Raw genomic sequence first — 11533 nt, forward strand, 5'->3', positions numbered from 1 at the left:
CTTCAACCATCGGCAATCAGGATTTCTATGCGGCGATTGGCTCCGTCCTCGGGATTGTCGGTAACCTGCGGTCGGCGATCGGCGAAACCGGAAAGCTGCTTTACGCGGGTATCTTCAAGGCCGCCACGCAGAAGCATGAAATAGGCGGCATGGGCGCGGTCCATCGAAAGCGTCCAGTTGTCGGCGTTGCCACCTCGATAAGGCCGGCTGTCAGTGTGGCCGCGGATGACGATCGAGCCAGCCTTCGCCTTCAAGACTGCGGCAACCTTCTCCATCGCCAGGACAGTCTCCCTGCGAGGAACGGCCGATCCGAGATCGAACATCGGCGTTGCGGCCTGGTCTGAAATGGTAACGAGCATACCGCCCTCGGACGGAGTGACGACGATGCCCTCGGCAAGTTTGCCCGGAACGCCGGTCAAAGCCTTGACGAGTTCTTCCCGCAACTCCTCGGCCTTCTCGGTTTGCTTCTCCGTCGGCTTGGACGTTGTCTGAGGCCTGTCAGGCTCGGGAGAGCCATCATAAGGCTCCTCTTCCTTCGGCTGACCACTGCCGTCGACAGCGCCTTTGGGTGATTGCAGCGCGGCAATCTGTTGCTGGGCCGCATCGGTGCTGGTCGACGCTTGCGCGTCAGATGGCGACTGTCTCTGGGTGTCAGTGCGTGGATGCGCCTGTGCGGCGGCTGTCTCGACCGGCTTGGCATCGGGAACCGGTGGCAGCTTGCTGTCCTGCGACACGGCAACGGCACCGTTCTGGCCGTTCTGTGGAGCGGAAACCTGCTTACTCCAGAAGTCGGGATCGAACGGATCGCGATAGGCCTCGCCGCCGGAAGCGCCGGTCGAAGGGCCGGAATTTGCAGCGCCACCCTCGCCCTTCACGCTGACATTGGCCTGCTGGCCAACTTCCTGAGCGATCTCAGCCAGCACCGCGTAAGGATTTTCGAAAAATGCCTCTTCGGAAAAGCTGGTGTTCTCGCCGGAAGAAGCCGTCAGATCCTCGCCGGAAGCTGCGGCGGAACCGTCCTGTGTCTTATCGGCTGCAACGTCCGACTTCTGACCGTTCTGTTCGCCTTGTGCGTCCTTTGCCGGTTCTTTGACGCCGTCAGAGCTGGGCTGCTCATCCGTCAGCTTGATCGGATTGAAGTAGCTTGCAATCGAGGCCTTCGTTTCTTCGTTGGAGGCGTTGACGAGCCACATGACCAAGAAGAATGCCATCATTGCCGTCATGAAGTCCGCATAGGCGATCTTCCAGGCGCCGCCATGGGCTCCGTCATGATCACCCTTGTGGCGTTTGACGACAATAATTTCGTTCTTGCCGTGATGATGACTTTCACTCATCTATCTGCTCTTCCATCGCTTCGACAAAAGTCTTCAGACGCGTCACGAGAATCGAGTCACCGACTTCCAGCGTCATGTCGATTTCCGACGATTCTTCGTATTCGACTTCAGTCACGAGCGGATCGAGCCGCTTGCGCATCATTTCGATAAATGTTTCTGAACCTCTCACCGAGAGTTTCACCGTCCTGCCCTGCCCGATCTCTTCAGCGACATCGGCTGCGAATTTTGCGCCAGCAGCGCGAGCGACCTCTTCCTGGACAAAGGGTTGCAGGACACGCGCCACCGAAGTGTCTACGGCATCCGAGACTGATGCCTTCATCTCCTTGAGGAAGGCTTCAACGCGTTCGGCAACGACAGCGTCGTATTTCGCCGTCAGCGCCTCGATTTCCTCGCGATGCCTTGCGGTGATCTGCGCCACCTGCTCCTCATGGCGTTCCGTCATTTCGACCACGGCAGCCTCATGGCCTTCGGCGCGCGCCTTGCTTTTTTCCTCTTCGATATCGACGGCAGGCTCTGACGCCACGTCCGGGAGATCGAAGTTGTTCTCGGGAAAATCGAAATCGGAAACGAACTCCGATGGCTGCGGCTGCGGTTGCGGAGCGCCAAAATCCTTCAGGTAACGAGCAAGCGGCATACTCATGGAGATATCCCTACCTAGCCGACATGCGGAGAATGAAAAGGCTTACCTCAAAACTGAACAAGTGGACCATTCCTTCGTGCGTTTGGCAGGCTCGCTTCGAGGCGATCGGCGCGATGCATCCGGGAATGAACGCATTATCACCTGAAACCAGCTACGATGCCAAACTTGTGCGAAGATGAAGACCCGCCAACGGCGCTAGCTAAAAAGAACGCGTGTGCTCTGCTGATGACCATTGAGCAGGGAGAGGAGCTGTGACGACAGCGACTGCTGGGTTTGGTAAGCCGCCAGCTTGGTGGATTCTTCTTCCATATCCGCATCGACCAGGCGGCCAACGCCCTTGTCGAGAATATCCTGGAGAGACTTCACGAAGCCGGTCTGCTGATCGACACGGGCGGAGACGGTGCCCAGCGAACTTGCCAGCTGATTGAGCCTGTCGGTCAAATGGCCAACGACGGCAATCATATCGTCCAGCTCGGCCGAGGTCGTGGCGTCGGAAACGGCAATCGACGTGCCGGTCGTCGCAATGGTCGAATCCACGTCAAGCAGGTAGTAGTTGCGGGAGGTCGCGGTTCCGTCGGAATTCAATGTATTGGCGTCGATCGCGCCGGTCAGAAGGCCGCGATTGGCATCGGCCGAATCGATCAGCGTCGTATCCGCGGTATCGACGGAAACATAGCTGAGCGATACCGCCCCCGAAACGCTACGCTGGAAAGACGTCGGAATGGTTTTCGATGCGCCGAGAATTTCATCCGAATTGTAGAGCCAGTTGTCGCCGGAGAACGTCGCTGCCTGGAGGACAGAGTTCAGATTTTCCTTGAGCGAGCTAATTCGGCCGTTGAGTGCATCTCTATCCGTACCCTCCTCGTAGGCGGTCACCAGCTGACTGGTGATCTCGTCCATGATGTTAATGGAGGAGGTCACGGCCTCATAGGCCGTATCGAGCTTAGACGCACCGAGGTTGAGCGCATCTCCGATACTACCGAGAACACTCTGGTCAGAGGTCATGTTGGTTGCGGCCGACCAGTAACCGGCATTGTCTGCCGCAGATTCAACCGCCAGGCCGGATGCTGTGCGCTTCTGGGTTTCTTCGAGATTGTCGCTCGCGAAAAGAAGGGTCTGTAGCGCGCTCTGCACGTAACCGACGGTCATGATCTTCGACATGTTCTAACCACCTATGTTCGGAATCAGGACATGCCGTTTGTGATCCGGCCGCGACGCATCGACTTCATGCTGCTTGCCATGTGGCAAGCGCGTCACGTTTATGGCTCTTTGGCCAATACACGAAGGTTAATGAAAACCTACGATTCGGACAAGACGCAAACAACCTTGCGCCAGCATATCGTCTCTGATTCCAGCTACCGTCATTCGGCATAAGCCGTTGATTTTTCTTAATACGTATCGGGCCGCGTCGTGGAAACGCGGCCCGTTTTTTGTCATCGAAATCAAGTGATCCCGAACCTTTAGCCCTGGAAGAGCGAAAGAATGTTCTGCGAAGAAGAGTTGGCGATCGACAGCGACTGGATCGCAAGCTGCTGCTGCGTCTGAAGCGCCGAAAGCTTGGCTGATTCCTCCTCCATGTCCGCGTCGACCAGTCGGCTTACACCGGTTTCAATTGCGTCCGACAGAGTCGCTGCGTATTCATCCTGCAGATCGATGCGGGTGATCAAAGCACCAAGGGCGGCACCCGAATCCGTCAGGCTGGAAAGTGCGGCTTCGACCTGGTCGAGGAAGGCCTGAATGTCGCCGGTCGTGGATGCCGAGGTCAGAGCGATGCTCATGACGCTACCGAGGATCCCGTCTTCGCCGACGCCGTTATTGATGGTGCCGAACATTGCGTAAGAGGCGACCTGGAACTCAGCGGTCGTAACCTTGACCGTGCCGTCCTCATTGCGGATGAAGCCATCCACGACCACCGTGTTGGAGGCGTTGTCGGCTGCAACCATCCAGTTTTCACCGGAGAACGAAGCTGCCTGCGCAATCGCGCTCAACTGTTCCTGCAGCTTTTCCACTTCGAGCTGGATCTGGTCCTTGTCGGTGGACTCTTCCGTTGCGGTAACCAGCTTGGCCTTGATTTCGTCGACAACGTCGATGGCGCTTTCCATCGCAGCGTAAGCGGTATCGACCTTGGCGGCACCAACGCCAAGAGCGTCGGAAGCGGCGTTAATCGCCTTGTTGTCGGAATTCATGGTCGTGGAGATCGACCAGTAGGCGACGTTATCGGCGGCTTCGCTGACGCGGTAACCGGAAGAGACGCGATCCTGCGTGTCTGCAAGGCTGCTGCCGATAGCACGAAGCGTCTGCAGTGCGGACATTGCGGAAGTATTTGTCAAAATGCTCGTCATCTCAAATTGCCCCTTGGCTCACGGTTGGGAGGGACATTCCGGCGTGGACCGGTAAACGCGATCAGCTTCATGCCTGGCCGGTGGACGTTGCGTGTTCGCTGCTGCCCGGCCCGCTGTTTCAATGACGAGGAGAAAAACCGATCAGGGTTAACAGAGAGTTAACGCCTGCTTGCGGCTGTTAACACGAATGAACAGAAAGCTAACAGCCTCTGATTGCGGAAATACAAAATTAACAAATAAAAACAAGACGTAAAAAAGGGCCGCACCATGGTGCGACCCTATTATCCGAGAGCGGATTTTTTTTAGCCGCGGAACAGCGTCATGATGTTCTGCGAAGAAGAGTTGGCGATCGACAGCGACTGGACGGCCAGCTGCTGCTGGGTCTGGAGTGCCGAAAGCTTTGCTGATTCTTCTTCCATGTCGGCGTCGACGAGGCGGCTTACGCCCGATTCGATCGCGTCGGAAAGGCTGGCTGCAAAGTTGTCCTGCAGGTCGATACGGGTGGTCAGAGCGCCGAGAGCAGCGCCGGCATCCGTCAGGCTCGACAGTGCGGTTTCAACCGTGTTCATGAAGCCATCGATGTCGCCCTGGGTCGAACCCGAGGTCAGAGCGATGGTCATGACAGCGCCCAGAATGCCGCCGGAACCGACGTCGCTGGACAGGGTCTCGAACATTGCGTAGCTGGACAGATTGAAGCTTGCGGTGGTGATCTTGACCGAGCTGTTGTCTTCGCGGATGAAGCCGTCAACGACCGTGGCCGTCGTCGAGGTGTTGGAGCCGGAAATCTGCCAGTTTTCACCGGAGAAGGATGCTGCCTGGGCAACGGCCGTCAGCTGCTGCTGAAGCTTTTCGACTTCAAGGTTGATCTGCTCCTTGTCGGTCGAGCTTTCCGAAGCGGTAACCAGCTTGGCCTTGATTTCGTTGACGATGTCGATAGCGCTTTCGGTTGCAGCGTAAGCTGTGTCAACCTTGGCAGCGCCGACGCCGAGTGCGTCCTTGGCGGCGTTGAGAGCCTTGTTGTCCGAATTCATGGTCGTGGAGATCGACCAGTAGGCAACGTTGTCTTCAGCTGCGCCGACGCGATAACCGGACGAAACGCGATCCTGTGTGGAAGCGAGATCAGTGTTGATGTTCCGCAGCGTTGCGAGAGCAGACATGGCGGAGGTGTTGGTCAGAATGCTGGTCATGAAAGTTGCCCCTTTGGCACTATGATTTGAAGGGACATTCCGGATTTCGCCGGGAACGACAGTCAGCTTCATGCTTGCCGGAAACCGTTAATTTCGGCCCGTCGTTTTGATGAGCCGAGTAGACACCGTTAAGGTTAACAAGTTCCAAACAAAGAAACAAAAAAACGCTTTAATTTCATTTACTTCCCGTTAATTTTTAAGCATTTACTTCCTGTTAATATCTACGATTGGCAGCAGCGTTTCCGCTGGATTTCAAGGCGCCCAAAACGAAAAAGGCCGCACCTGGAAGGTGCGGCCCCAATTTCGGAACGATGCCAGTGATTACTGGAACAGACGCAGGATGTTCTGGCCCGAGGAGTTGGCGATCGACAGCGACTGAACAGCGAGCTGCTGCTGGGTCTGGAGAGCCGAAAGCTTTGCAGATTCTTCTTCCATATCGGCGTCGATGAGGCGGCTGACGCCCGAGTCGATTGCGTCGGAGATCTTGGAAGCGAATTCGTCCTGCAGGGTGATACGGGTGGTCAGAGCGCCGAGAGCAGCGCCGGCATCCGTCAGGCTCGACAGAGCGGTTTCAACCGTGGTCATGAAGCCGTCGATTGCGCCCTGCGTGGAAGCAGAGGTCAGAGCGATGGTCATGACAGCGCCCAGAATGCCGCCGGAACCGACGTCGCTGGCGAGCGTCGAGAACATTGCGTAGCTGGACAGGTTGAAGTCGGCAGTGGTGATCTTGACCGTACCGCTGTCTTCGCGGACGAAGCCGTCGACAACCTTAGCGGTGGTCGAGGTGTTCGAGCCGGAAATCTGCCAGTTTTCGCCGTTGAACGAGGCGGCCTTACCGATTGCGGTCAGCTGTTCCTGAAGCTTTTCAACTTCCAGGTTGATCTGATCCTTGTCGGCAGAGCTTTCCGAAGCGGTAACCAGCTTGGCCTTGATTTCGTTGACGACGTCAATGGCGCTTTCGGTTGCAGCGTAAGCTGTGTCGACCTTGGCAGCGCCAACGCCGAGTGCGTCGGAAGCGGCGCCGAGAGCCTTGTTGTCCGACTTCATCGTGGTCGCGATGGACCAGTAGGAAACGCCGTCAGAAGCAGAGTTAACGCGCTCGCCCGTGGAGACGCTGTTCTGCGTCTTCTGCAGATCCTTGTTGATGTTGCGGAGGGTTTCGAGAGCCGAAGTAGCGCCGGCATTGAAGTTGATGCTAGACATGAAGTGTCCCCTAAAGACTGAAAACAAACGGTGAGGACATGCCGGTTCTTAATCGGCTGCGACGGTCCGACATCATGCCACTCGGTTCCGTTTATTCGTTTAGGACACCAACCCGTCGCAGGACCAAATTAGCCAGCCAAGAGTTGCCACAGTCTTAATTTTGGGGGTGAGTCGTCGGCAATGCGGACACATAGTAAACAAACGGTTAGCGCTCGGGGTGGTACGTTAAACATAATTTTAGCGAGCGTTTTTCCGGCTCCGGCCAACCAACACCGGTTTCAAGCAAGCTTCGCCGGATAGCAAAGTCGGATCGATTTCTTGCGTCGCCCGCAAGCAAGCCTCTGCAACCAACAGACGAACTTGGCGCGGCAACGAAAATACGGAGCAGATGTTGACCGAGATCAGCTATAAGGCCGCGTCCCAGCATTTCCGCAGCGGCGACTACACCTCCTCGCTCGTCACCATCAACAGGTTGCTCGAAGTTCAAAAGGATGCCCGTACCTACACGCTGCTCGCCCGCACGCTGAAGCAGCTCGGTCACAAGGCGGAAGCCGCCCAGTCCTTCCAGTTGGCTGCCGAGCTCGGCGGTCAACATGCCGACGACAATCTGATCGATGCCATCAAGCTCAATTTCGAAATCGGTGAGAAGGACAAGGCGCTGGCTCTGGCCAATCGCATTCTTCCAAAGCTGACCCGCGACCCAGAACTGGCTTTCATCGTCGCGTCAACTCTGGTCGAGAGAGGTGAGGCTCGTATCGCCCGCGTGTTTAAAACCTTGCTGATCAGGAGTAAGGAGCTGCCGCATATGCTGCTCGGCGCCCGGATTTCGCTGAACACCTGGGATATGTTCGATCCGTCCGATATCGAGACAGCCCGTGTACTGCTCAGCCGAATTCCGAACAGCCAGCCGGTGCGGCTGATGTATCTCACCTTCAGCCGCGAACACAGCAAGTACGACGCGATAGAGCGCCACCAGCCGATCATCGACGCTGAACTTGCGTCAGGCGAGACGGACTTCGTCAGGATGGACGGCACCTTCTTCAACCTCCATTGGACCGGCAATGAGCATCTGAACCAGCTGGCTCGTAGCAACACGCCGAGATTTTCCCCGGAGATGACCGCAATCCGGCATCAAATGCCCCATACGTGGGGTGACAAGATCCGTGTCGGTTACCTCTCCTCCGACCTTTTCGACAAACATGCCACGATGAAGCTTATCCGCCGGGTGTTCGAATTGCATGATAGGGATCGCTTCGAAGTGACCCTCTTTTGCCATACCGATCCGAAGATGCTGGCGACCAATGAGGCAAACCGCGAAGAGTGGGGCAATGTCGTCACCGTTCGCGATCTCAGCGATGAGGAGATCGTGGCCGAAATCAGGTCCCGCAATATCGACATCCTCGTCGATCTCAAGGGCCATACGATCGGCACTCGCAATACGGTCTTCAACATGCAGGCGGCACCGATCCAGGTTGCCTGGCTGGGCTTCCCAGGCTCCACTGTCAACGTCGATCTCGACTATGCCGTGGGCGACAGATACGTTTTGCCGGATAGTTCGAAACCGCACTATTACGAGAAGTTCTGCCGCCTGCCGGAAACGTATCAGCCGAACGATCCGGTCAACAGGCCGCTTGCCAAGCCTATGACACGCAAGGAAGTGGGCCTTCCCGAAGACGCCTTCATCTATGGGTCGTTCAACGCGAACCGCAAGATTACGCCGCAGATGCTGGATATGTGGGCAGATATCGTGAAGTCCACGCCGAACGGCATCCTCTGGATCCTGACCAACAATGCCGAAAGCAGGATGAACATACAGAAGAAGCTCGTCGCCGCCGGCGTTCCAGCCAAGCGCATCTTCTTCATGACCAAGATGCAGTTCGAGCACCACCTGAACCGCATTCCGCTCGCGGACCTTGGCCTCGACACCTATCCCGTTAACGGCCACACGACGACTTCCGAGATGCTCTGGGCCGGTCTGCCGGTCCTGACCTACAAGGGCACCAATTTCGCCTCGCGCGTCAGCCAAAGTCTGCTGCATGCAATCGGACTGCCCGAACTTATTGCGGAAGACGAGAACGACTATGTAAGGCTGGCCGTCGAGTTCGGCAAAAATCCCGAACAGCTCAAGCCTCTGCGGCAGCGCCTGGAAGACAATCGCCTGAAAAGCCCGCTTTTCGACGACGCACGCTTCACCCTGCATCTCGAAACCGCTTACGAGACAATGGTAGAGCGCGCCAAAAACGGCTTGAAGCCCGATCATATCGATGTTGCGTGCCTGCCGGCACGTAGCGGGCCTTTCATGGAAAAGTCCGACTGAACACAAACGCCAGACACAGGCCTGGCCGGACGCACATTGAGCGTTGCGCCCGACAACCTACAAGCATGATGCTGCTCTGAAGCACACCGTTCCCGACACGCGTTGTCCGGAACCGAACATCATTGCCGAGATGCGTGCAAGACGCATCATGACAGCCCGGTATTCAACCTGATGAGAACTGGCGATCGAAAGCCGGCGCGATCTGTTGCGCTACGATGGTCGACCAAGCCTTGGAATGTCGAATTTCCTTTTAAATTCAACACTCCATTTCTACGCAAGCCTCATACTCTAACTTCACTACCGAGCGATCCTCTGAAGTTTCAGGGATCTCGTGACGGCCCGAATACAACGTTAACCATAAAAACTGGCTAGACGGCTCATTATGAAAACATGCCCCTACTCCATCGAACGAGAAGAAATCCTTGCCAAGGCGATTGGCCCGTTGGCGGCCGAACTGAGGCTGCTGGACGCTGCCGATCTCATTTCGCTTCTTCGTTTCGAGTATCACAGCAGCATCGCTGATCTCGTCGATTCTGCTGCCGAACTCTATTTTCATCCGGGGACGGTCCGCTTCGGCGTCGGAGGCGACTATGCTCTCGACTGGTCGACCTACCCGTCGATCACGCTCGATCTGGAGATCAGCCCACCGGGCATCACCATATATAGCCGATTGAAGCTGGAAGCCGACAAGGCAAGCATCTCGATCAACTACATCAACTTCCACAGCCCGTCTGCCGATCCGAGGGAGAACACGTCCATTCTGGCCGACAGCCTCAGGAAGGTGACCTTCCATACGACCAAGGCGCAGGCGGCTCTCGAGCTGAGCAGCCCGGCTCATCACTGACAAGACTATCGTTCCCCTCCTGCGTGCGTCGGAGGGGAACCGAGCGATTTATTCACCGCTTGCCGCGCCATGTGCGCGGCAATTTGCGTTTAAGAAGCCCCTCACCCGGCCGATGGGCAATCCCAGTGCTGCCGCCTCGCCTATTGCACACAGGCGAGATCGAGCGACGGGAGCGGATGTGACATGAAGGAGATCAGTATCGCCACCAACGCGCCTGCTCGTTGCCTGGCCTCACGGATATCCAGGAACGGAAGATAGGAATGCGAGGTGCGCTACGGCGCCGAGCGGAGGACAAAGCCAGCCGGCACCGACAGGAGAGCCACGCTCGCCACGGAGGTCAGGAGGCCTTCAGATAGACAGCTGCAGGCCCCTACCGCAACCCGGCAGGCTTGCCGCGCAGAGAGACAGGCGCACAATTTCGATTGTTCAGGAGAAAGATCTGACCAGAGAGCCGACGAGCAGGTTCCAGCCGTCTATAAGGACGAAAAACAGGATCTTGAACGGAAGGGAGATCGATGTCGGCGGAAGCATCATCATGCCCATGGCCATGGTGATCGTGGCGACAACCATATCGATGACGAGGAAAGGCAGGACAATAAGGAAGCCGATCTCGAAGCCGCGACGGATTTCGGACAACATGAATGCCGGAACGAGCACCCGATAATAGGGCCTGTCGTTCTCTAAAGTCTGCTGACCGCGTTCAGTGGCGAGATCGACAAACAGGGCGAGATCCTTCGGCCGAGTGTTGGCGATCATGAAGCTTCGGAACGGTTCGGCCGTACGCTCGATCGCCTGCGCTTCTGTTATCTGACTTTGCAACATGGGCTGGATGCCCTCGCGCCAAGACTGCTCAAGGGTCGGAGACATGACGTAGAACGTCATGAACATCGCCATGCTGGTGAGGATCATGTTCGACGGCGTGGTGGCGAGGCCCATGCCGGTTCTCAAAATCGAGAAGGCGATGATGAAGCGCGGGAAGCTCGTCACCATGATCAGGATGCCTGGCGCCACAGACAGGACGGTCAGAAGGCCGAAAGTGCGAACGATCCAGGCAGCAGCAGAGCCGTCAACAGGAGCGTTGATCAAATCCTGTAGCTGCTGCGCATGCGCAAGACCGGGCACCAAAGCCAATGTGGCAACGAAAATCGCGAGACGAATCATTCGACAACAAAAGTCCTAATCAGGACCTTTGTTACACGCCCTTGGGAACGCAGGCTAGCAATCTCCTGAAGGTCGCCCTTCAAATATGTGAATCCACGCGGCCCCTGCAACTGCTGCAGCGAGAGCGTCCGCAGATAGGTCATGATGTTCTGGTTCACAGTTTCGGCCAGCGCCGGGTCAGGCGGGCCGTCAAATACCAAACCCACCTGCAGCCGGATGAGATTTTCCGCCGGATAGCCAATATTAGTCAATATCGGTGCCAGTTCCAGCATGTTGGGGAGAGCCGGCGCGGCCTTTTCGCCCTCGCCTTTCTTCTCGCCCTCGGCGGCAGGGGTGCTTGTCGCTTCCTCCACCGGTTTTGGCGCCGGTGCAATCAGCTTTCCCGTCAGCCAGCCGCCGCCGCCGCCCACCAGGGACAACAGCACCACGGCGCCGATCATCGGGATAAGTGCGTTCTTCTTCTTCGGGACGCTGTCGTCCTCAGCCGTGATAGCCATGTGGTTTC

At 56.9% G+C, this 11533-nt stretch carries 11 protein-coding genes; 3 read left to right on the plus strand and 8 right to left on the minus strand.

Annotation, left to right across the window (positions count from 1 at the left end; genetic code table 11):
• Positions 1-2 precede the first annotated feature (2 nt).
• The 3 genes from ACI3K0_RS10155 to ACI3K0_RS10165 all read right to left on the minus strand — a co-directional run bounded on the left by ACI3K0_RS10155 (position 3) and on the right by ACI3K0_RS10165 (position 3135).
• Positions 3-1334, minus strand: coding sequence for a MotB family protein (locus tag ACI3K0_RS10155; protein WP_183823309.1), 1332 nt, complete (start codon positions 1332-1334; stop codon positions 3-5).
• A complete protein-coding gene (locus ACI3K0_RS10160) occupies positions 1327-1974 on the minus strand; it encodes a hypothetical protein (RefSeq protein ID WP_183823311.1) in 648 nt (215 codons plus the stop codon). The genes ACI3K0_RS10155 and ACI3K0_RS10160 overlap by 8 nt, the downstream gene beginning before the upstream one ends.
• Before the next feature lie 195 nt (positions 1975-2169).
• Entirely contained in the window at positions 2170-3135 is a 966-nt protein-coding gene (locus tag ACI3K0_RS10165) for a flagellin (RefSeq protein WP_148144381.1), read from the minus strand.
• A gap of 30 nt (positions 3136-3165) precedes the next feature.
• Between ACI3K0_RS10165 and ACI3K0_RS10170 the strand changes: the two genes are divergently transcribed.
• On the plus strand, positions 3166-3348 hold the full coding sequence (locus ACI3K0_RS10170) for a hypothetical protein (RefSeq protein WP_404945298.1): 183 nt from the start codon (positions 3166-3168) through the stop codon (positions 3346-3348).
• Positions 3349-3434: 86 nt separating this feature from the next.
• Here the strand turns inward: ACI3K0_RS10170 and ACI3K0_RS10175 are convergent, their stop codons facing one another.
• The 3 genes from ACI3K0_RS10175 to ACI3K0_RS10185 form a co-directional block, all read right to left on the minus strand.
• A complete protein-coding gene (locus tag ACI3K0_RS10175; protein ID WP_148144383.1) occupies positions 3435-4316 on the minus strand; it encodes a flagellin in 882 nt (293 codons plus the stop codon).
• A 302-nt stretch (positions 4317-4618) separates the two neighbouring features.
• Positions 4619-5503 carry a flagellin gene (locus tag ACI3K0_RS10180; RefSeq protein ID WP_148144384.1) on the minus strand — a complete coding sequence of 295 codons (885 nt, stop codon included), beginning with the start codon at positions 5501-5503 and terminating at the stop codon, positions 4619-4621.
• A gap of 321 nt (positions 5504-5824) precedes the next feature.
• Complete coding sequence (locus ACI3K0_RS10185) at positions 5825-6706, minus strand: flagellin (RefSeq protein ID WP_183823315.1); 882 nt, start codon at positions 6704-6706, stop codon at positions 5825-5827.
• Positions 6707-7094: 388 nt separating this feature from the next.
• Here ACI3K0_RS10185 and ACI3K0_RS10190 point away from each other — a divergent pair, with 388 nt between their 5' ends.
• Together ACI3K0_RS10190 and ACI3K0_RS10195 are read left to right on the plus strand one after the other, a co-directional pair.
• Entirely contained in the window at positions 7095-9023 is a 1929-nt protein-coding gene (locus tag ACI3K0_RS10190; protein ID WP_183823317.1) for a glycosyl transferase, read from the plus strand.
• A 382-nt stretch (positions 9024-9405) separates the two neighbouring features.
• Positions 9406-9867 (plus strand): hypothetical protein, encoded by a 462-nt coding sequence (locus tag ACI3K0_RS10195; RefSeq protein WP_148144387.1) that lies wholly within the window; start codon positions 9406-9408, stop codon positions 9865-9867.
• A 426-nt stretch (positions 9868-10293) separates the two neighbouring features.
• On the opposite strand, the gene fliP is transcribed toward ACI3K0_RS10195, so the two are convergent.
• Together fliP and ACI3K0_RS10205 are read right to left on the minus strand one after the other, a co-directional pair.
• Positions 10294-11028, minus strand: a complete 735-nt coding sequence (fliP, locus tag ACI3K0_RS10200) for a flagellar type III secretion system pore protein FliP (protein ID WP_404945299.1) — start codon at positions 11026-11028, stop codon at positions 10294-10296.
• Positions 11025-11525, minus strand: coding sequence for a flagellar basal body-associated FliL family protein (locus tag ACI3K0_RS10205; RefSeq protein ID WP_148144389.1), 501 nt, complete (start codon positions 11523-11525; stop codon positions 11025-11027). The genes fliP and ACI3K0_RS10205 overlap by 4 nt, the downstream gene beginning before the upstream one ends.
• Positions 11526-11533 lie beyond the last annotated feature (8 nt).

Source organism: Rhizobium sp. ZW T2_16 (assembly GCF_044987325.1).
GTDB lineage: Bacteria > Pseudomonadota > Alphaproteobacteria > Rhizobiales > Rhizobiaceae > Neorhizobium > Neorhizobium cellulosilyticum.

Coding starts and splice junctions, on each gene's coding strand:
- ACI3K0_RS10155 (WP_183823309.1), bottom strand. CDS start 1,334: ATGAGTGAAAGTCATCATCACGGCAAGAACGAAATTATTGTCGTCAAA.
- ACI3K0_RS10160 (WP_183823311.1), bottom strand. CDS start 1,974: ATGAGTATGCCGCTTGCTCGTTACCTGAAGGATTTTGGCGCTCCGCAA.
- ACI3K0_RS10165 (WP_148144381.1), bottom strand. CDS start 3,135: ATGTCGAAGATCATGACCGTCGGTTACGTGCAGAGCGCGCTACAGACC.
- ACI3K0_RS10170 (WP_404945298.1), top strand. CDS start 3,166: ATGCCGTTTGTGATCCGGCCGCGACGCATCGACTTCATGCTGCTTGCC.
- ACI3K0_RS10175 (WP_148144383.1), bottom strand. CDS start 4,316: ATGACGAGCATTTTGACAAATACTTCCGCAATGTCCGCACTGCAGACG.
- ACI3K0_RS10180 (WP_148144384.1), bottom strand. CDS start 5,503: ATGACCAGCATTCTGACCAACACCTCCGCCATGTCTGCTCTCGCAACG.
- ACI3K0_RS10185 (WP_183823315.1), bottom strand. CDS start 6,706: ATGTCTAGCATCAACTTCAATGCCGGCGCTACTTCGGCTCTCGAAACC.
- ACI3K0_RS10190 (WP_183823317.1), top strand. CDS start 7,095: ATGTTGACCGAGATCAGCTATAAGGCCGCGTCCCAGCATTTCCGCAGC.
- ACI3K0_RS10195 (WP_148144387.1), top strand. CDS start 9,406: ATGAAAACATGCCCCTACTCCATCGAACGAGAAGAAATCCTTGCCAAG.
- fliP (WP_404945299.1), bottom strand. CDS start 11,028: ATGATTCGTCTCGCGATTTTCGTTGCCACATTGGCTTTGGTGCCCGGT.
- ACI3K0_RS10205 (WP_148144389.1), bottom strand. CDS start 11,525: ATGGCTATCACGGCTGAGGACGACAGCGTCCCGAAGAAGAAGAACGCA.